Origin of the sequence: Citrobacter amalonaticus, assembly GCF_018323885.1 — a bacterium.
Taxonomy (GTDB): domain Bacteria; phylum Pseudomonadota; class Gammaproteobacteria; order Enterobacterales; family Enterobacteriaceae; genus Citrobacter_A; species Citrobacter_A amalonaticus.
On the sequence record NZ_AP024585.1, the window covers coordinates 1,409,726 to 1,430,670 of the forward strand.

Here is a 20,945-nt window from a genome sequence, read left to right on the forward strand (position 1 = left end):
CTATAACCAAATTTTATCCTTGTGTAAGGAGTAATCGGTGCCGGAAATCAATGAATACGGCCAGACGGTGGGCGATGCGCTACCGGACTGGCATGGCGCGTCCGTTCTGCAACGGACGGTGCTGGAAGGTCGCTGGTGTCGCCTTGAGCCGCTCGATCCTGAACGTCATGCCGCCGATTTGTTCGACGCTTATGCGCAGGCAGACGACGAGCGAGACTGGACGTGGCTGGCAAGCCGTCGACCCGATAGCGTTGCGGCGACGTTCCACTGGCTCAGTGGAAAAGCGAATGATGACGCGCTGGTACCTTTCACCGTGGTGGATATCCGCGCAGAACGTGCGGTGGGGTTAGTCTGCTTTATGGCGATCGAACGCGAGCACGGCAGCGTTGAAATCGGCCATGTCACCTGGTCGCCGCGGATGAAAAATAGCGTACTGGGCACAGAAGCCGTCTGGCTGCTGTTGCGCTACGCCTTCGCACAGGGATATCGCCGCGTGGAGTGGAAATGTGATTCTCTCAACCTGGCGTCGCGTCGCGCGGCAGAGCGCCTGGGATTTGTCTTTGAAGGCCGCTTTCGCCAGAAAATTGTCCGCAAAGGCCGCAACCGGGACAGTGACTGGCTATCGATGATTGATGGCGAGTGGCCTGAGTGTGACCGCGCATTGCAGCGCTGGTTAGCGGCGGAGAATTTTGACGCGCAGGGCCAGCAGATTAAAACGCTGGCCCAGTGTCGACAGTAATACGCTTACCGTCGCGCCGGTTTGCGTACCGGCGCGTCGCCTGCCATGTAATAACGCGCTGTACTTTTCGCCAGCGGAGCGCGTCCGCGAATGGCATCGGCAATTTTCTCGCCAATCATAGTGGTCGTTGCATTCAGATTGCCGGTGATAATTTGCGGCATGATCGACGCATCCACGACGCGCAGATTCTCAACGCCATGCACTTTCCCTTCACCGTCGACCACTGCCATCTCGTCAAAGCCCATTTTACAGGTGCCGCAGGGGTGAAACGCCGTCTCCGCATGTTCGCGCACAAATGCGTCCAGCTGTTCGTCAGTCTGACACGCGATGCCGGGACTGATCTCTCGTCCACGGAATTTATCCAGCGCCGGCTGGTTGATGATTTCCCGCGTGATACGAATCGCATCGCGGAACTCCTGCCAGTCTTGTTCTGTTGACATGTAGTTAAACAGAATTGCCGGATGTTCGCGTGGGTCGCGGGACTTCAGATGGACGTGACCGCGGCTCGGCGAGCGCATTGACCCGACGTGGCACTGGAAACCATGTTCTTTCACTGCGTTAGAACCGTTGTAATTGATCGCCACCGGCAGGAAATGGTACTGAATGTTCGGCCAGGCAAAGGCTTCACGGCTGCGGATGAATCCTCCGGCTTCGAAGTGATTACTCGCGCCGATACCGGTTCCGCCAAACAGCCATTCAGCACCAATCTTCGGCTGATTCCACCATTGCAGAGCGGGGTAAAGCGACACGGGCTCTTTACACTCATATTGCAGGTACATTTCAAGATGATCCTGCAGATTTTCCCCGACGCCGGGCAGGTGGTGAACCAGCGGGATCGCAAAAGCCTTTAGTAACGCAGCATCACCCACGCCGGAGCGTTGCAGGATCTGCGGCGAAGCAATCGCCCCTGCGCACAGCAGCACTTCTTTGTTTGCCCTGGCGCGGGTCGGGATCGTGCTGTCGCCTTCCAGCCACTCCACGCCGACGGCTTTTTTGCCGTCAAAGACGATGTGGTCAGTCAGCGCATGGGTCACAATGGTGAGGTTAGGGCGTTTTCTCGCCTGATCCAGGTAGCCTCGCGCGGTGCTGGCGCGCCGTCCCTGAGGCGTGACGGTACGATCCATTGGGCCAAAACCTTCCTGCTGATAGCCGTTCAGGTCGTCTGTCCGCGGATAGCCTGCCTGAACGCCCGCCTCGATCATCGCTTCAAAGAGCGGATTCACGCCCGGTTTTGAGGTGGTCACGCTGACCGGGCCGTCGCCGCCGTGATAGTCATTGGCACCAATATCGCGCGCTTCTGCTTTACGGTAATAGGGCAGGCAGTTGAGGTAACTCCAGTGTTCGAGCCCGGGCGCTTGCGCCCAGTTGTCGAGATCCATCGCATTGCCACGCACGTAGCACATGCCGTTAATCAAAGACGAGCCACCGAGCCCTTTTCCGCGTCCGCATTCCATCCGGCGGTAGTTCATATGCGGTTCGGGTTCGGTTTCGTAGGCCCAGTTGTAGCGTTTTCCCTGTAGCGGAAAGGCGAGTGCCGCTGGCATCTGGGTACGGAAATCCGCACGGTAATCCGGGCCACCCGCTTCCAGCAGCAGGACGGTGGTATTGCTGTCTTCTGTCAGTCGTGTAGCCAGTACGTTACCGGCAGAGCCGGCACCAATAATGATGTAGTCAAAATGCAATGAAACCTCCTGGTTAAAATACGGACTGGAAGGGGGCCATCTCGAGCTGGATGGACTTCACCTGGGTGTAGCTTTGAAGCGTCATCAGGCCATTTTCGCGGCCAATACCGGAATGTTTGTAGCCGCCAACCGGCATTTCGGCAGGGGATTCCCCCCATGTGTTGATCCAGCAGATCCCTGCTTCAAGCTGGTGGATGACGCGATGGGCGCGGTTGAGATCCTGAGTGACCACACCCGCCGCCAGACCGTAATCAGTGTCGTTGGCGCGACGAATAACCTCGTCTTCACTCTCGTAAGTCAGAATGGACATCACCGGTCCGAAGATTTCCTCGCGCACGATGGTCATGTCGTCGCGGCAGTCGGTAAACACCGTTGGCGCGACCCAGGCTCCCTCATCGAACGCGTTTCCCGTCAGTACCTCTCCGCCGCACAGCAGCGTTGCACCTTCTTTTTTACCGCTTTCGATATAGCGCAGGACGTTTTCGCGATGCGCAAAGCTGACCAGCGGGCCAAAATTAGTGGCGGGATCAAACAGATCGCCTGCGCGGATCCGCGCCACGCGGGACAAAATGGTCTGCTCAAACGCACTTTTCATCCGCGCCGGAATGAACACGCGGGTTCCGTTGGTGCAGACCTGACCGGAGCTATAGAAATTTGCCATCATCGCGATGTCTGCGGCGAGATTAACGTTAGCATCCTCGAAAACGATCAGCGGCGATTTGCCGCCCAGCTCCATCGTCACCGCTTTCAGCGACGAGGCGGCCGCGTTTGCCATCACTTTTTTACCGCTGGCGACGCCGCCGGTGAAGGACACTTTGGCGATGCCCGGATGGTCAGTCAGATAGTGGCCCGTTTCTGCGCCTTCGCCCGGCAGGACATTAAAGACGCCGTCCGGCAGGCCGGCTTCGCTGTAGATTTCTGCCAGCTTCAGGGCAGACAGCGGGGTGACTTCGCTGGGTTTGAAGATCATCGCATTACCCGCCGCCAGCGCCGGTGCGGATTTCCACAGCGCGATTTGAATCGGGTAGTTCCATGCGCCAATCCCGGCGACAACGCCCAGCGGCTCGCGGCGGGTGTAGACGAACGCGGTCTCGCGCAGCGGGAGTTGGCTCCCTTCCAGCGCGGGAATCAACCCGGCGTAGTATTCCAGTACGTCTGCGCCGGTGACGATATCGACGCTGGCGGTTTCGCTGAACGGTTTGCCGGTATCCAGCGTTTCCAGTCTCGCCAGTTCATCATTGCGTTCGCGCAGAATCTCCACTGCCCGGCGCAGAATGCGCGAGCGTTCCATGGCGGTCATCGCCGCCCAGATTTTTTGTCCGCGCTGAGCGCTTTTTACCGCGCGGTCGACATCCTCACGCCCTGCGGCCTGTACGGTGGCCAGAATCTCGCCACTGGCAGGGTTGATCGTCTCGAAAGTCCGACCGCTGGTGGCGGCGGTATAGCCACCATCAATGTAAAGTTGTTGTTCTGCCATTCGGGACATGCATTCTCCTCGGTGAGTCAGTGGCTTTTGGGTAAGTGCTGACTGATGAAATGGGTGGTCAGCGCCTGCGCAAGACTGAGATTAAACGGCTTACCGCTTAGCGCGGCGCGTAGCCACAGCCCGTCGATCAGCGCCGCGAGGCCATAGCCTGCCTGCTGCGCCTGTTCACGCGGCAGTTCGCGCATAAATTCGTACACAATGTTCGACAACAGACGTTTACTGGCGACCTGTTGCAGGCGATACAGCATCGGCTGGTGCATGCTGCTGGCCCAGAATGCCAGCCAGGCCTTCATTGCGGCGTGGCTTATCTGGGTCTCGTCAAAGTTTCCCGCCACGATGGCGCGCAATCGCAACTCGGCGCGTGCTCCCTGTAATGCATGGAGTCGATGCAAAACGGCATGACGCAGCTGGCTGGTGATGTCGCGCATCGTTGCCTCCAGCAATCCATTCTTATCCTTAAAGTAATGGCTAATGATCCCGGTTGAAACACCGGCACGACGGGCGATTTGCGCAATCGTCGCATCGTGCATCCCGACTTCATTAATCGCTTCCAGCGTAGCGTCGATCAGCTGTCTGCGCCGAAGGGTTTGCATCCCCTGTTTGGGCATGTTGCGGCTCCATTCATCAGTAATGTTTATGTATTTAACCTTTTATTGATTGAACGTTCAATATAAATGTGTCTTAATTGTTGCGAATTTGATTTCAAATAGTTACAAGAAAAGTGAGGATAATTGATGTCAGACCTTCCGCAGAGCAGAGAAAAGGACAAAATCAATCCGGTGGTGTTTTACACCTCCGCCGGGCTGATTTTGTTGTTTTCCCTGACCACCCTCTTTTTTAGTGATTTCTCCGCCGTCTGGATTGGCCGGACCCTGAACTGGGTCTCGAAAACCTTTGGCTGGTACTACCTGCTGGCGGCCACGCTGTACATCGTCTTTGTTGTTTTCATTGCCTGTTCGCGTTTTGGCTCGGTAAAGCTCGGCCCGGAGCAGTCGAAACCGGAGTTCAGTCTGCTCAGTTGGGCGGCCATGCTCTTCGCCGCCGGGATTGGTATCGACCTGATGTTCTTCTCTGTGGCGGAGCCGGTGACGCAATATATGCAGCCACCAGAAGGGGCAGGGCAGACCATTGAAGCGGCGCGCCAGTCGATGGTCTGGACGTTGTTCCACTACGGCCTGACCGGCTGGTCGATGTATGCCCTGATGGGCATGGCGCTGGGTTACTTCAGCTACCGCTATAACCTGCCGCTGACCATCCGTTCTGCGCTGTATCCGATCTTCGGTAAACGCATCAACGGACCGATTGGACACAGTGTCGATATCGCCGCTGTCATCGGAACTATTTTTGGTATCGCCACGACGCTGGGTATTGGTGTGGTTCAGCTCAACTACGGTCTGAGCGTGTTGTTTGATATCCCGGATTCGATGGCGGCGAAAGCAGCGCTGATTGTCTTGTCGGTGGTGATCGCCACGATTTCGGTCACTTCCGGGGTGGATAAGGGCATCCGCGTACTTTCAGAGCTTAATGTTCTGTTGGCGTTGGGGCTGATCCTGTTTGTGCTGTTTATGGGCGACACCTCGTTCCTGCTCAACGCGCTGGTGCTCAATGTGGGCGACTATGTGAATCGCTTTATGGGGATGACGCTCAACAGCTTTGCCTTTGATCGTCCGGTTGAGTGGATGAATAACTGGACGCTATTTTTCTGGGCGTGGTGGGTGGCATGGTCGCCGTTTGTCGGTCTGTTCCTCGCGCGGATCTCACGTGGGCGTACCATCCGTCAGTTTGTCTTCGGTACGTTGATTATTCCGTTCACCTTTACTCTGCTGTGGCTGTCGGTGTTCGGCAACAGCGCGTTGTATGAAATTATCCACGGCGATGCGGGATTTGCCCAGGAAGCGATGGTGCATCCGGAGCGCGGATTCTATAGCCTGCTGGCACAATATCCGGCATTCACGTTTAGCGCTTCCGTCGCTACCATCACCGGTCTGCTGTTTTATGTGACGTCAGCCGATTCCGGCGCGCTGGTGCTGGGAAACTTCACCTCGAAGCTGAAGGATATCAACAGCGATGCGCCAAACTGGATCCGTATCTTCTGGTCGGTGGCCATCGGGCTGCTGACCCTGGGAATGCTGATGACGAACGGAATTTCAGCCCTGCAGAACACCACGGTGATCATGGGCCTGCCGTTCAGCTTTGTGATTTTCTTTGTGATGGCCGGGTTGTATAAATCGCTCAAGGTAGAAGATTATCGCCGCGAGAGCGCCAGCCGCCATACCGCGCCGCGCCCCTTGGGCGTGCAGGATCGGTTGAGCTGGAAAAAACGCCTCTCGCGGCTGATGAACTATCCCGGCACACGCTACACCCGCGAGATGATGAAAACAGTCTGTTATCCGGCGATGGAAGAGGTCGCGCAGGAGCTGCGGTTGCGTGGCGCGAGGGTGGAACTGCAAAGTATGCCGCCAGAAGAAGGGGACAATCTTGGTCACCTCGACCTGCTGGTGCATATGGGCGATGAACGTAACTTTATCTACCAGATCTGGCCTCAGCAGTATGCCGTGCCTGGTTTCACCTACCGTGCGCGCAGCGGGAAATCGACCTATTACCGGCTGGAGACCTTCCTGCTGGAAGGCAGCCAGGGCAATGACCTGATGGACTACAGCAAAGAGCAGGTGATTACCGATATCCTCGACCAGTACGAACGTCATCTGAACTTCATTCATCTCGATCGTGAAGCGCCAGGAAATGGCGTGTTGTTCCCGGGCATGTAGGACGAGCTAAACGAAGAAGTAGCCGTTATGCGGGGAGTTATCCCCGCATATCCGCGAGTCAGGTCTGGATGAGACGGCACCGCTTAATCGCCTCGCCCGCAGTCCGTCCTGGCTGCGGGCGATTATCTGTCTACCAGCAGATAAATCCGCCATCCACAACGAGATCGACGCCAGTACAGAACGAAGCCGCATCGCTGGCGAGGAACAGCGCCGGACCTGCCATCTCCTCCACTTTTGCCATGCGCTGTATTGGTGTCTGACTTTCAAATTCACGTGTCTGATGAACCATCTCTGGACGGGTGTTCATCGGCGTGGCGGTGTATCCCGGGCTGATGGAGTTCACACGAATGCCTTTCTCAATCCATTCCATTGCCAGGCTCTTCGAAAGGTGAATAACCCCCGCTTTAGAACTATTGTAATGCGCCTGTTCAAGGCCTCGGTTGACGATGATCCCGGACATGGAGGCGATGTTGATGATAGATCCGCCGCCTGATTCGAGCATCAGTTCCGCTTCCGCTTTGCAGGAGTTCCAGACGCCCGTGAGGTTGATGTCAATAACGCGCTGCCACTGTTCGCTTTCCATTTCCAGGGCCGGGTTAGCGTTGGCAATACCGGCAGCGTTCACCGCGATATCCAGACGACCAAACCGTTCTTTGGTCAGGGCAACGGCGGCGCGAAGGTCGCTAAGCTGACGAACATCACCCGTATAGAGTGCCGACTGCCCCCCCATCGCGTCGATATGATTAGCGGTCTCTTTCAATCCGCCGTCTTCACGCAGATCAAAACAGACGACCCGTGCACCCGCGCTGGCCAGCGCCCAGGCAATGGTCTGACCGATGCCGCTACCTGCGCCCGTGACGAAAGCGACGCGTCCTTGCAGGTTAAACAGTTGTTGAGCAAAATCTTTTGCGATCATAGTGATAACTCTCTTCATCAATACCCTGGCGGGTATTACGACATAATCAGGCCACCATCAATATTGATGGTTTGTCCGGTAAGATAGCGCGCATCGTCAGAGGCCAGGAAGGCGACCAGTCCGGCGACGTCCTCGGGTTTACCGGCGCGTTTCATGGGGATGCCCTTAACCCACTCCGCCATCAGTTCACCTTTGCCATAGCGTTTTTCATCGGTACTGAGGATCTCGCCCCATACGCGGTCGTTGTAATCCCACATTTCGCTTTCGATGATCCCTGGACAGAAGGCGTTAACGGTGATGTTCCACGGGGCCAGTTCATGCGCCAGGCTCTGCGTGATACCAATCACCCCCATTTTGCTGGCGGCATAGTGCGGGGTGTAAATGAAGCCCTGACGTCCCTGACCGGAAGAGGTGTTAATCAGACAGCCATGGTTCTGTTTCACCATATATTTCGCCGCTTCCCGGCAACAGAGCCACACCCCTGTGGTATTGACGGCAAGGGTTTTTTCAAAATCAGCTTTTGGCATCCGGTCAAAGTAATCTATGGTGATCACACCAGCGTTCTGGATGGAGACGTCAATCGTGCCAAAGCGCGCAGCGGCTTGCTCATACAGCGCCTGTACCTGCTCTTCGTTAGTGACATCAACCTGCAAAGATAAAATATCAGCCTGGTAGCGCTGGCGCAGTTGCTCTGCCGTTTCGTGAACGCGCTCCGCGTTGGAGACCATCACCAGGTTTGCGCCGTCCCGGGCGAAACGTTCGGCGATACCTGCGCCAATTCCCCGGCATGCCCCGGTGATGACGACCGTCTTACCATGAAAATCACGTTGCATATTTCTTTCCCCTGTATAAGCCGGACAGGTGATGCCCGGCGGAGTGATGCTACTTAACTGGATACGGTATTCGCTGAGGGTGCTGTCGTCTGCTTTTCTTCATGGCGACGCATCAGAATGACTTTGTTCTGTAGCTTTTGCTGGAACTGGTCGACAACCACGGCGGTGACGATAACGACACCTTTAATGACCATTTGCCAGAAATCGCTGACGCCCATCATCACCATGCCATCGGCCAGAAAGACGATGACGAAGGCCCCGATGATAGAACCGGATACCCGTCCGCGACCGCCAGCGAGCGCGGTTCCGCCCAGGACGGTGGCGCCGATGGCGTCCATCTCAAACATGTTGCCGGTCATCGGGTGCGCTGTTTGTAGCTGAGACGCGACAATCAACCCAACAAAGGCAGCGCACAACCCGGAGAAGGCGTACACGAAAATTTTCGCTTTGACGATCGGCACACCGGCCAGACGCGCTGCGGATTCGTTACCGCCGATCGCGTAGATATAGCGGCCAAGCGGGGTTTTGGTGGTGATCCAGTAGCCCAACACCAGGAAGGCAATCATTAGCCAGATTGGCAGGTAAATCCCGAGCAGCGTGCCGGAACCCAGCGTAGCAAAACCGGTATTTCCTAGCGCTTCCATACCGTTAAGGTTGGGGTAGGTGCTACCGTCGTTAAACAGCAGGGCAGATCCCCTGGCAACGTACATCATGCCGAGAGTACAAATGAAAGGAGCCACACCAAAGCGGGTGATGACGGCGCCATTTACGAACCCGACGAGAACGCCGAAGATGGCGACACAGAGGATCACTTCCGCTACGTTGAAGAAGATGATGTTACCGCCCCAGATGGGCAAGCCATTGGTGAGTAATGCTCCCGCCACCATGCCGCAGATCCCTGCAACGGCGCCGACCGACAGGTCAATGCCCCCGGTGAGGATCACCAGCGTCATTCCAATTGCCAGTAAGCCGGTAATCGCAACGTGCTGGGTCATAATCAGCAGGTTAGATGTGGTCAGGAAATTCGGTACCATCACGCTGAAGAATGCGATGACCAGCAGCAGCGCGATAAACGTTCTGGCCTTCAGCAGGTACATGTAAATCATATATTTCTGGTTCATGATGGATTCCAGCCTGATTAATCTTGCGGTGTAGAAGCCGCGATCAACTTCTCGCGGGTGACTGCATGACGGGGGACATCAGCGGTGATCCGGCCATCAGCCATCACCAGAATACGGTCCGCCAGCGCCATCACTTCGTCCAGCTCTGATGAAGAAAACATCACTGCCAGCCCCTGTTGCGCCATTTTGCCGATAAGGTGATACACGTCGGTTTTCGCCCCTACGTCGATGCCGCGGGTCGGTTCATCGAGGAACACTACCTGCGGCTGTGTCATCAATGCTTTACCCAGTACCACTTTTTGCTGGTTTCCACCGCTGAGTGAGGTGATGGGCAATGCAGGATCGCTGACTTTGATGGCAAGTTGCTGAATCATCTCCTTCACGCTGGTCTGCTCTTTATGCGGATTCAGCCATTTCCAGGCCCGACGAAAACCCTGCAGACTGAGGTCAGAGAGCGTCATATTGGATTGAATCGACATCATCTGAACGACGCCTTCGCCCTGTCTATCTTCCGGCACCAGCGCAAGCCCTTTCTTAAGTCGAGACTGAAAGTGGGCTTTATCGATACACTCACCGTTGAGTTGAATGCTACCGCTCTGGCAGGGCATCAGACCCACCAGTCCTTTGAACAACTCGGTGCGTCCGGCACCCAGCAGACCGTAGATCCCAATCACCTCGCCTTTATTCAGGCTGAACGACACGTCATTGAGCTTATAGCCGCCGCTGGAGTGAAGCGCGGTCAGCCCTCGCACGTCGAGAACCGTATTGCCTTGCGGAGCCGGTTGATAATCGAAGTGTTTTTTCTTATCGCCCACCATCTGTTCGATGATCCACGGAATGCTGGCATCACTGACCGGACGCTCGCTGATAAAGCGACCGTCGCGGAAAATGGTGATGTAGTCGCCAATTTCCATGAGTTCTTCCAGCCGATGGGAAATATAGATAATGGTGACGCCGCGTCGTTTGAGTTGCTCAATCACGTTGAACAGGATTTTGACTTCAGACTGACTCAGCGCAGAGGTGGGTTCATCCATGATTAAGACGCGCGTATCTTTTGAGAGCGCGCGGGCAATCTCGACCAGTTGCTGGTGGCCGATCCCCAGTTCTTCTAAGGGCGTGTATGGATCAACATCCAGTTCCAGTCGCTTTAGAAGGCTTTGTGCCAACGCGTACTGGTATTTTTCGTTAATTTTCCCTTTCTGAAAAAACTCGTTAGCCATGAAAATATTATCCATGACATTCATATTCGGGAATAAATTCAACTCCTGAAAAATAATACTGATACCCAATTTTTCAGCCTGATGCGTCGAATTCATAGAAACAGGCGTACCATCCAGAAAAATTTCACCGGAGGATGGCGTTTCGACACCAGCAAGCATTTTCATCATGGTGGATTTACCTGCACCATTTTCTCCGATCAGAACATTCACTTTATTCCGATATACCCGATAATTGACGTTATCTAATGCCACCACGCCAGGATAGACACGAGACAGGCTGCGGGTTTCGATAATGACTTCCGATTCGACGGGTTGGGGAGTGACGATATCTTGCTGTTGCATGTTATTGTCCTCCTGCAGGTTCAATTTTTACGGGCGTAATATCAGGGATCGTCTGAGGAAGATCCCAGGCGGAAAATACACCATACACTTGCGCCGATTCGCCGGTTTTAAGTTGGGCCGTCTGAATCATTTTTATCGCCTGGTCGTTAATGGCACGACCATACTCGCCAAATAACACCTGGTCGTTAAAATCGCCGTAAGTCGCGCCCTTATAAGCATCACGTAATTGCGTACCGCGTAATGTTGGACCAATCTGAACAATAATATTGCTGCCGCTTTTGTCCGCGATGGTCATTTTTCCACTCCGGGAAGCGGTATCGATCGTGCCAATATTGCCTTCAACCTTTACGTAAAAGATGCAGGGGTTCTCTTCCTGAGAACGATAGCCCAGTTTTTTACAGGCGCTATCGAAGTCTTTCTCGGCCTGTAACGCAGCCATTAAATCTGCCACCGGACGAGCCTGCCCAACAATTTGCGGCACAATTTTGTTTTGCCACGTCTGGTCTATATTGGCCATATGGGGATTTGGCGGAGATTTCAGATCCGCAAGCTCCTGCTGCGAGACAATGCGGCATCCGCCCACGGTCAATACCACCAGCGCCAGCCAGGCTTTTTTAGACATAATGTTCTCCTCTGCGCCTCCGCAGAGGCGCAACTACCCGAGATCAGGACTTGATATTGAAATCCTGTACTTTATCTGCGTTATCTTTGGTGATGAGAATGCCGCGGAACATGACGCGTTGTTTCTCTGGTTTCACGCCTTTTTGCAGGTAGTTATCCAGATCGGTCACGCCCTGTGCGGCGATCGCCTGTGCCTGCAGCATGACAGTCGCCTGTAAGGTACCGGCTTTCACCGCATCGCGTTCATCGTTGCTACCATCGATACCGACGACCACAACGTCATTGCGGTTTGCGGCTTTCAACGCGGCGATAGCACCCAGCGCAACAGGACCGTTACCGCAGATGACGCCTTTCACATCCGGGTGGGCTTGTAGAATACTGTCCATAATTCGCTTACCGTCGATAAGCGTCCCTTTAGCATCTTGTCTGGCGACGCTGACCATGTCCGGGAACTGGTCAATCACCTGGTGGAAAGATTTAGAACGGGTAACGCAGTTATTATCGGCGAGGTTACAAGTCAGCTCGGCGTATTTCCCTTTTTCCCCCATTTTCTCAACAAAAACGTTGGCAACTTCAGAACCTGCCTGGAAGTTATTATGGGTAATTTGCACCAGCGCCACATCATCTACGGGAATTTCGCGGTTGATTAATATGACGGGAATACCGGCTTTCTTCGCTTTTTCAATGGCGGCGACGCTGGCCGTTGAATCCGCATTATCCAGAATGATGCCCTGAACTTTTTTGCCGATAGCGGTATCAATCAATTCATTCTGTTTTTTGACATCTTCACTGTGCGACAAAATGGTGGTTTTGTAGCCTAACTCCTGGGCTTTTTCACTGGCGCCTTTGGCTTCTGACGCGTAATACGGATTATCCAGTGAATTCACCATAATCATAATTGTCCCTTTTTCTGCCGCATGGGCAGAAAAAGACAAAGCAGTCAGGGTTGCAGCGGTTAACAGCGTTAAACGTAATTTCATGACAATGTTCTCTCTGTGTTGTTATTGTCGGGTACGGTGAAACAACGTAAAGCATGAATTCTTGTAAAACAGGGCTAATGGTCCGGGGTTCTCCTTCTGTTAATGAATAGGGGTGTCACGCATCTTCCCTGGTGAGGCGTCAGGCGGACGGGGCCGGTTTCCATCGTGTTCTGTTCACCGCATTGCGCCACTCCTGCCATCTTTTTTGCAGGCGATGATGGCGAGCCATGTCGGGCTGAAATGCGCTGTGTACGGTTAAAAAGGCTTTTAAATCAGTGAGCGAGCCGGGATGGAGCGCTTTGCGTGCCAGTAACGCGGCGCCAATAGCCGACAACTCAGGCACATCGCTGCGCATCACCGGACAGCCCAGCAGGTCTGCCTGGTATTGCATTAACCAGTCATTCTTTGTCGGGCCGCCGTCGACCATCAGTGCCGACACGCTAAAGTCCTCATGCTGTTGCATGGCGACCACGACATCGGCGATTTGATAGGTAATCGACTCCAGGGCGGCGCGGATCAGATGGGCACGCTTAACGCCGCGACTCAGCCCGCAGATCACGCCGCGCGCGCTGTCATCCCACCAGGGGGCGCCGAGCCCGGTTAATGCCGGGACGAAGTACACGCCCAGGGTGGACTCAACGGAAGCGGGAAGCGTATTCAGTTCATGAGCCAGTTCGGCGTCAGACAGTTCGCTCAGCCCGGTACTATCAGCCATCCACGCCACCGCATCGCCCGTGTGTGGAATGTTGCCTTCCAGGCCGTAAATAATCTTCTCACCATCGTGCCAGGCAATGGTGGTCGCCAGCGCGCCACTATCGCACTGGGCTGAGGTCACCGGTGCCATCACGGAGGACCCGGTGCCGTAAGTGGCTTTGACACACCCCATCTCGCCGAGGGCGTGGCCAAACAGCGCGGCGTGCGAGTCACCAACCATCGACATCACCGGGATACCATCCGCAATACCGTTCAGGCCGCGGGTATAGCCAAATAATCCACTGGAGGGTTTAATTTCCGGTAAGGCGGCGCGGGGGATGTGGAACAGTTCCAGCATGGTGTCATCCCACTGCCCGGTGTGCAGATTGAGCAACTGGGTGCGGGCCGCGTTAGAGTAGTCGCAGCAGAAAGCCTCGCCGCCGGTTAAATTCCACAGCAGCCAACTGTCGATGGTCCCCAGACAGATTTTTCCCTGGGCCGCGAGCCGTGAGCCATCGGCTACCGACTCCAGCAGCCAGCGCATTTTAGAGGCGGAAAAAAGCGGTGCAATCGGCAGGCCAGTCGTTGTTTTAATCAGGTGTTCTTTGTCGGCGTGGCGTAGTTCTTCACAGTACGCCGCACTGCGCGTGCACTGCCAGGTGATGGCGGAATTCAGCGGTTTGCCCGTCTGGCGATACCAGCCAATGGCGGTTTCACGCTGATTACTGATTGCCAGAGCCGCGACGTTATCGGCGCCAACATGATTGATCGCTTTCGCAATCACATCGAGTGATGCATCAATCAATACCTCGCCGGATTGCTCAACCCAACCTTCACGCGGCGTCTGAATGGTCAGCGGTTGAGAAAATTTGGCGACCACCTGACCCTGTGCGTCCAGTGCTATGGCTTTCGCGTTGGTAGTCCCTTCATCCAGCGCAATGATGAACTCTTTCGTTGCTGCACACATAGATTGATTATCTCCTGAGTCACATTGCGTCCCGGCGTTGAAGGGAAGAGGGACTCCCTTGCTGTCGCGTCTTTACTTAATCAGGCTTGTTTGTGACATCGTGTATTTTTAATGTCTTGAATATATATTCGATGCTGACTATTTATTTAATACCTTAGCCAGAATCTTTCAGTTGGGCTATAGAAAAAATCATCAATTGTGCTGGGAATCACACTTACACAACGGGAAGAATATCAGGTTTGTACGAAATTAACGCAGAGGTGAATCCTTTCAGTTTATTGAAATATAGGGATTTTTACACGGTCTTTGCGTTGAGTCCGTTTTACGCAAAGACCGAAGAGGAAGAGAGTTCAGGCTGTGACTAGCATGCGCGCGGTAGGATAATCCGTGATCAACACGTCGATATAACCGCCGTTAAGCGCCCCTTTGATGGCGGCAACTTTGTCCGTTCCCCCCGCCAGTGCCACGACGTTGGGGCATTTTTTGACTTTCTCGAGCGCCATGCCAATGACCGGATCTTCATCATCCTGTAAGACCGGCTCACCGTTTTTGTCGTAGTAGTGCAGGCAGATATCTCCCACGGCACCGCGATCGGCCAATACCTGGAGCATATCTTCGTGGTAGTAGTTACCCGACGTCTTAAGCAACTGGGATGGTTCCAGAATTCCCACCCCCACAATGGCGATATCGACATTATCGAAACGCGAGATCACCTCGGCGACATCCTTGCTGGCGATCAGCCTATTTTTCTCCTCAACCGATCCCTCAATACTTTGTGAAGGGAGCAGCCAGGCCTCGCAGTTAAGATGTTGTGCCAGCGTCTGGGTTAAAATAGTCGCCTGCACATTGCCGTTTGGCCCGACGCCACCGAGGAGTTGGATCACGCCACCCGCTTTCAGATTCTGGGTATGCACTTCGTCAACCATCGCCCGGATGGTTGAACTCCATGAGGAGACGCCCACCAGATCTTTGGGCCGCAGGCGGGTTTCAAGATAGTGGGCGGCGGCGGAACCAATGGCGCGTTTGATGCTATGGTCCGTAGCATCGTCTTCGGTATCCACCACGATTGCCTGTTTGAGTCCGTAACGATCTTCGATCCCTTTCTCAAGGTTCAGAAAGATATTTGAGGGCTGTACGACGCTGATTTTTACCACCCCTTCTTTCTGACAGCGGGTGATGGCTCGGGAGATAAACGACTGAGAAAGCGAGAGAAGTTGAGCAATATCGGACTGTTTGCGTCCTTCAAGATAGTAAAGGGTGGCGATTTTAACCAATAGCCGTTGTTCGTCCTGCTTAGCCATATATTTCCCCGAAAATCATTTACGTACAGCCATTATCTTAGAGACTTTTATCATACGCGAAAACAAAAGGCAGGTAAGTGTGATAAAGCTCTAACTTTAGTCAATCCTCAAAAACAGGGATGGACAAATGCGAGAATGTGGTTGCATAATTGAATAAAGAATCATTTGTGAATATATATTCATGGTGATTTCAGGTCAACTGATTGTTCCCGACGTCAATGTGGTCGCGGTGAGGAGGCAGAATGTTCCTGAGTAAGATGCCGTGGCGTAAGCCGTGTGATGCGAAGCAAAGGGATTTCTGGTTTTTTTAGTCCCTGGTGGAATAAATATTCCATATTGAAAATAAATTCAGAGGTGTTAAATGAATCCCTGGCACTATGATATCCAGACTCTTGAGCGCACTGCGCGAGCGGTGCGCCGTCACATCGTCAAATTAAACGCCTACAGCCCTGCAGGAGGGCATACCGGTGCGGACCTCTCCCAGGTTGAATTGCTCACCGCGCTCTATTTCCGAATTTTGAATGTCGCGCCGGATCGAATCGACGATGCGGAACGGGACATTTACATCCAGTCCAAAGGTCATGCGGTAGGTTGCTACTACTGTGTTCTGGCTGAGGCCGGTTTTTTCCCTGTTGACTGGCTGAGCACCTACCAGCACGCCAACTCTCATCTTCCGGGCCACCCGGTACGGCAGAAAACGCCGGGTATTGAACTGAACACCGGCGCGCTGGGCCACGGTTTGCCTGTTGCGGTGGGACTGGCGCTGGCCGCGAAGAAAAGCAACAGTGCACGCCGTATCTTTTTAATTACCGGCGATGGTGAACTGGCGGAAGGCAGCAACTGGGAGGCTGCGCTCGCGGCTGCGCATTATGGACTCGATAACCTGGTGATCATTAATGACAAGAATAATCTCCAGTTGGCCGGACCCACGCGTGAAATCATGAATACCGATCCGCTCGCGGATAAATGGCGTGCCTTCGGTATGCAGGTAACCGAATGTCAGGGAAATGATATGGCGTCGGTCGTCAGTACGCTGGAAGGACTGAAACAGGAAGGGAAACCTAATGTGGTGATTGCCAATACCATAAAAGGCGCGGGTATTTCGTTTATCCAGGGGCGTCCAGAGTGGCACCACCGGGTGCCGAAAGGCGAAGAGATTGAACTGGCGCTGGAGGAGTTGAAAGATGAGTAATGCAGAACATCTCGCGAACGTCATGGTTCAGGCGTTTATCGATGCGGTGGAAAAGGGTGTTGATCTGGTGCCGGTTGTGGCTGACTCAACCTCCACCGCGAAAATTGGCCCCTTCATTAAGCAGTTCCCGGACAGACTGGTCAACGTGGGGATTGCCGAACAAAGTATGGTCGGGACAGCGGCAGGGCTTGCGCTCGGCGGCAAGGTTGCGGTCACCTGTAACGCGGCACCTTTCCTGATTTCTCGCGCTAATGAGCAAATCAAAGTTGACGTTTGCTACAACAATACCAACGTGAAGCTGTTTGGTCTGAACGCGGGGGCCAGCTATGGTCCGCTGGCGAGTACGCACCACGCGATCGACGACATCGCTATTATGCGTGGATTTGGCAATATTCAGATTTTCGCCCCCTCTTCACCACGAGAATGTCGGCAGATTATCGACTATGCTATTGGCTATCAGGGGCCGGTGTATATTCGCATGGACGGAAAGGTGCTCCCGGAACTGCATGACGAGAGCTATCAGTTTGTGCCGGGTGCCGTGGTGACGTTACGTGAAGGCGACGCGTTGGCGTTGGTGGCGATGGGCTCTACGGTCCACGAAATTGTCGATGCCGCCGCGCTGTTAGCCGACTCCGGTATTCAGGCGACGGTGGTGAGTGTACCGTCCATTCGTCCGTGCGATACCAAAGCTTTGTTAGCAGCAGTGAAAGACTGTAAAGCGGTGATTACCGTTGAAGAACATAATATCAACGGTGGACTGGGAAGCCTGGTGGCGGAAGTCCTGGCGGAAGGCGGCACAGGGGCGGTTCTGAAGCGCTTAGGGATCCCGGATGGTGAATACGCTGCGGCAGCAGATCGCAACTGGATGCGCCAGCACCACGGTTTCGATGCCCAGTCGATTGCGGCCCAGGCACGGGAAATGCTGTGAGGGTTAACCCGTTGCCACGGTAATGACATGGCTATTTTTTACGAGCCACTGCACATGCCAGATCTGGTCGATGGCCTGTAACCTCATCTGGTCATGCTGAACGTCGAGAATGTGATAATGCATGAATCCGCAGCCTGCCTGCGAGCGTTTTGGGGTTGCCTTAAAGGCGCTCTCTTTGGCGGAAAATGCCAGCGTGAGCGCCTGTTCAAAGGGTAATCCGCTCCCTGCCAGCCGAACTTTTTCTGCTTCTGTGACGATACTACCTGCCAGCTCAGCCGCCGTTTGCGCTGTGAATATCGCTTCTATATCAACTCCCACTGGCTGGTGGGAAACCACCGCCAGCGCGGTAGTGGCGCAGTGGCTGATGCTGCCAGACAGACCTTCCGGCCATAACGGTTGTCGTTGTTCACCCATTCCCGGCACGTTTTTATGACCCCACTCACGTAGCGCCTGAACGGCGGCAATACGACCGGCCAGGTGTTCGGCTTTACGTTTACGTCCGGCACGTGCCAGTTGCGCATGATGAGGCAGCCACAGCAGATCGTGTTCGTGGAAGGTGTCTGGTTCAAACGCCACACCATGCAAGGTGTGGTGAGCCAGAATGAGAGAGGAGTGCGTTGTCTGCATCGTGTCATTAAAACCGAAACCCCTCCTCCGCACGGAGGAGGGGAGTGGGCATCAGAAGTGGGTGTTAACGCTCATGTACCACGTACGACCCGGTTCGTTATAGGTGTGCGCGCCAGCGCCTGCCATGTAGGCGCCCGTTTTCGTATCACTCACCGTTTGCGCGTTCCCTTCACGCCACAGACGTTTGTCGAAGACGTTATCCACGCCGCCGGTCAGGCTGACATTTTTGGTCACGTCCCAGGTCGCGCTCAGACCCACAATGCTGTAGGGGCTGACAGACTGTTTATCTGAACCGGTGACCGGTTTACCCTGGTAATCGTATTTCTTCGGCTCCTGTTTGCCGTACCAGGTAAAGGTGGATTGCAGAGAAACATCCTGATGTACCTGCCAGCTCAGCGTTGAGTTCAGCGTGTACTCCGGAATTATCGACAGGCGTTCACCTGTCTCTTTGTTTTTACTCTGCAGCATGTAAGTGATGTTGTTGGTCCAGTTAACGGTGTTGCTAACCGGTACGTTCAGCGTCCCTTCCAGCCCTTCCACGACCGCTTTAGGTACGTTCTCCCACTGATAGATATCGGTGTAGGTGGTTTTGCCTTTGTTGGTGATAGACGTACGGCTCATCGGTACCGTACCGGCTTCGATCTTGTTGCGATAATCGTTGCGGAACCAGGTCACCCCTGCCAGCCAGCCATCATGTTTGAACTCAAGGCCAATCTCTTTGTTGATGCTGGTTTCTGCTTTCAGATCGTCGTTACCCATCATGTAACAGCCGATACCGGTCGCGGCACCCGTGGCATAGCAGCCCTGGCCTTTACTGTACAAAATGTAGTTCGGGTTGGTCTGATACAGGCTTGGCGCTTTATACGCCCGCGCAATGCCCATCTTCAGGGTGAAGTCATCGCCCAGACCCTGTGACAGGTTCAGCGATGGGCTCCAGTTGTCGCCCACGATGCTGTGGTGATCGAAACGCAGGCCCGGCGTTAGCATGGTGCTGTCAGTCAGCTCCATGTTGTTCTCAGCGAACAGCGAGAAAATTTCCGCTTTTGAATAAGGGCTGCGGTCGGTGCTGCTGGAGCCTGGAATATCACCGCCCATAAAGGTTTGCGAGTTGGAGAGCATATCCTTCATGCGCTGCTGGGTCCATTCAGTGCCCAGCGTCAGGTTCTGGTTAACCAGCAAATCGAACGGCATGCTGATTTCACTGTGCAACGTGACGTCGTTCAGGTCGGCATCAACATATTTCTGTGACGCTTTCGGATCGAAGATCCCTTCCGTACCGCCCGCCAGACCTTCCGGCGTACGGGAGTTACGCGTATGTTCGTATTGCACCCAGTTGGTGGTGGTGACACCGTTATCCCAACCGCCGTTCCAGGTCAGCGAGTAGTTCTGACGGTAGAGACGGTTAGTCTCTTTGCCGTAGTTATCTTTCACCAACTGGTTGGTATTGGTGTTCTGCGTGTCCCCGGCATACAGGTTACCCTGACGGCTATAGCCGGCTTCCAGTTCAATAGACTGCATCGGCGCGAAGTCCCAACGCACCACACCGTTAACGTCCTTGTTGATAACGCCTTCACGACCGGCTGGCAGCGTGTCGGCATAAGTACCGGTACGTTCAGACTGATGGCCCTGGTTGATGTTGCGCGCATCGGCCTGCGTTTTATCCAGGTTACCGAACAGGCGGAAGCTGAAATCCCCGCCCAGCGGACCGTTGAGGGTAAAGTTAGTGCGTTTGGTTGCGCCTTCCTCTTTGTGTTCCGGTGCGTTGAAATAAGTATTCCAGGAGCCGTGCCACTCGTTGCTGCCTTTTTTGGTGATGATATTTACTACGCCGCCGGCGGCACCATTACCGTAACGTGCAGCCGCAGGCCCGCGCAGGACTTCAATGCGTTCGATCATCTCCGGCGGCACCCAGGACGTATCGCCACGGGTATCGCGCTCACCGCGCCAGCCGAGGCGCACGGAGTTACGGCTGGTCACCGGTTTACCGTCAATCAGGATCAGGGTGTTTTCTGGTCCCATCCCACGAATATCAATCTGACGGTTATTGCCGCGCTGGCCGCTGGTCGAGTTACCGGTCAGGTTAACGCCTGGCATGGTACGAATGATTTCAGAGACGTCGCGAGCGGGAGGGTTTTTGCGAATTTCATCTGCGGTGATAGTCGACACGCCAGGCGCCTGCAAGTTCTGCTGGGCGGCGGTAACCACAATAGTATCTTCATGAGAGACGGCGGTGCTATCAGCGGTTTCTTCTGCCATTGTGGGCAGCGCTACCCCGTAAATCCCTAAGTTGACCAATAAGGCCAGGGAATGAATCTTCTTGTTCATTGTCTTTCCTGCTTTTCTTTAGCCACGTGTACCAGACACCTGAGATCGGTATCCGGCCCGATGTCGCCCGCCTCTGCGAAAACCCTCCGTTCCAGAAAAGCCCGCAGCGCGGTTGGTTAAAAACTGTTCGCGCTTCCCACGGCGCGTCAATACGCTATTGCAAATGCAAATAGTTATCAATAATATTATCAATATATTTCATAA

17 protein-coding genes are annotated in these 20,945 nt (G+C 54.4%); 4 read left to right on the top strand and 13 right to left on the bottom strand.

All coding sequences use genetic code 11. The features are described from left to right. The first annotated feature begins 37 nt into the window (after positions 1–37). The gene (locus tag KI228_RS06545; RefSeq protein WP_044256664.1) at positions 38–739 is read left to right on the top strand and encodes a GNAT family N-acetyltransferase; all 702 of its coding nucleotides are present in this window, start codon (positions 38–40) and stop codon (positions 737–739) included. 5 nt (positions 740–744) lie between these two features. Here KI228_RS06545 and betA read toward each other — a convergent pair whose 3' ends face one another. The 3 genes from betA to betI are packed head-to-tail and all read right to left on the bottom strand — an operon-like array spanning position 745 to position 4,515. Then, the gene (gene betA / locus KI228_RS06550; protein WP_061070396.1) at positions 745–2,421 is read right to left on the bottom strand and encodes a choline dehydrogenase; all 1,677 of its coding nucleotides are present in this window, start codon (positions 2,419–2,421) and stop codon (positions 745–747) included. 13 nt (positions 2,422–2,434) lie between these two features. Then, positions 2,435–3,907 carry a betaine-aldehyde dehydrogenase gene (gene betB / locus KI228_RS06555; RefSeq protein ID WP_061070395.1) on the bottom strand — a complete coding sequence of 491 codons (1,473 nt, stop codon included), beginning with the start codon at positions 3,905–3,907 and terminating at the stop codon, positions 2,435–2,437. A gap of 17 nt (positions 3,908–3,924) precedes the next feature. Then, positions 3,925–4,515 (bottom strand): transcriptional regulator BetI, encoded by a 591-nt coding sequence (gene betI / locus KI228_RS06560; RefSeq protein ID WP_044266442.1) that lies wholly within the window; start codon positions 4,513–4,515, stop codon positions 3,925–3,927. 126 nt (positions 4,516–4,641) lie between these two features. Here betI and betT point away from each other — a divergent pair, with 126 nt between their 5' ends. Further along, a complete protein-coding gene (gene betT, locus KI228_RS06565) occupies positions 4,642–6,675 on the top strand; it encodes a choline BCCT transporter BetT (RefSeq protein ID WP_141227475.1) in 2,034 nt (677 codons plus the stop codon). Positions 6,676–6,805: 130 nt separating this feature from the next. Here betT and KI228_RS06570 read toward each other — a convergent pair whose 3' ends face one another. From KI228_RS06570 to KI228_RS06605, 8 genes are all read right to left on the bottom strand, one after another. Then, a complete protein-coding gene (locus KI228_RS06570; protein WP_044266441.1) occupies positions 6,806–7,591 on the bottom strand; it encodes an SDR family oxidoreductase in 786 nt (261 codons plus the stop codon). Between the two features lie 35 nt (positions 7,592–7,626). After that, entirely contained in the window at positions 7,627–8,424 is a 798-nt protein-coding gene (locus KI228_RS06575; RefSeq protein WP_043001478.1) for an SDR family oxidoreductase, read from the bottom strand. A gap of 53 nt (positions 8,425–8,477) precedes the next feature. Further along, a complete protein-coding gene (locus tag KI228_RS06580) occupies positions 8,478–9,545 on the bottom strand; it encodes an ABC transporter permease (RefSeq protein ID WP_044256655.1) in 1,068 nt (355 codons plus the stop codon). Positions 9,546–9,562: 17 nt separating this feature from the next. Beyond that, positions 9,563–11,107, bottom strand: coding sequence for a sugar ABC transporter ATP-binding protein (locus KI228_RS06585; RefSeq protein WP_043001476.1), 1,545 nt, complete (start codon positions 11,105–11,107; stop codon positions 9,563–9,565). Between the two features lies 1 nt (position 11,108). Continuing rightward, positions 11,109–11,729, bottom strand: a complete 621-nt coding sequence (locus tag KI228_RS06590) for a DUF2291 family protein (RefSeq protein WP_054176112.1) — start codon at positions 11,727–11,729, stop codon at positions 11,109–11,111. Between the two features lie 43 nt (positions 11,730–11,772). Beyond that, complete coding sequence (locus KI228_RS06595; RefSeq protein ID WP_043001474.1) at positions 11,773–12,708, bottom strand: D-ribose ABC transporter substrate-binding protein; 936 nt, start codon at positions 12,706–12,708, stop codon at positions 11,773–11,775. Between the two features lie 139 nt (positions 12,709–12,847). After that, positions 12,848–14,368 (bottom strand): FGGY family carbohydrate kinase, encoded by a 1,521-nt coding sequence (locus tag KI228_RS06600; RefSeq protein ID WP_044266434.1) that lies wholly within the window; start codon positions 14,366–14,368, stop codon positions 12,848–12,850. 350 nt (positions 14,369–14,718) lie between these two features. Further along, on the bottom strand, positions 14,719–15,669 hold the full coding sequence (locus KI228_RS06605) for a sugar-binding transcriptional regulator (RefSeq protein ID WP_043001472.1): 951 nt from the start codon (positions 15,667–15,669) through the stop codon (positions 14,719–14,721). Between the two features lie 361 nt (positions 15,670–16,030). Here KI228_RS06605 and KI228_RS06610 point away from each other — a divergent pair, with 361 nt between their 5' ends. Further along, entirely contained in the window at positions 16,031–16,861 is an 831-nt protein-coding gene (locus KI228_RS06610) for a transketolase (RefSeq protein WP_043001471.1), read from the top strand. Then, positions 16,854–17,789: a transketolase family protein gene (locus tag KI228_RS06615; RefSeq protein ID WP_044266432.1), complete on the top strand. Its 936-nt coding sequence runs from the start codon at positions 16,854–16,856 to the stop codon at positions 17,787–17,789. Before KI228_RS06610 ends, KI228_RS06615 begins: the two co-directional genes overlap by 8 nt. 3 nt (positions 17,790–17,792) lie before the next feature. On the opposite strand, the gene entD is transcribed toward KI228_RS06615, so the two are convergent. Further along, positions 17,793–18,416: an enterobactin synthase subunit EntD gene (gene entD, locus KI228_RS06620; protein WP_044266430.1), complete on the bottom strand. Its 624-nt coding sequence runs from the start codon at positions 18,414–18,416 to the stop codon at positions 17,793–17,795. Between the two features lie 51 nt (positions 18,417–18,467). Beyond that, complete coding sequence (locus KI228_RS06625) at positions 18,468–20,741, bottom strand: TonB-dependent siderophore receptor (RefSeq protein WP_061070393.1); 2,274 nt, start codon at positions 20,739–20,741, stop codon at positions 18,468–18,470. Positions 20,742–20,945 lie beyond the last annotated feature (204 nt).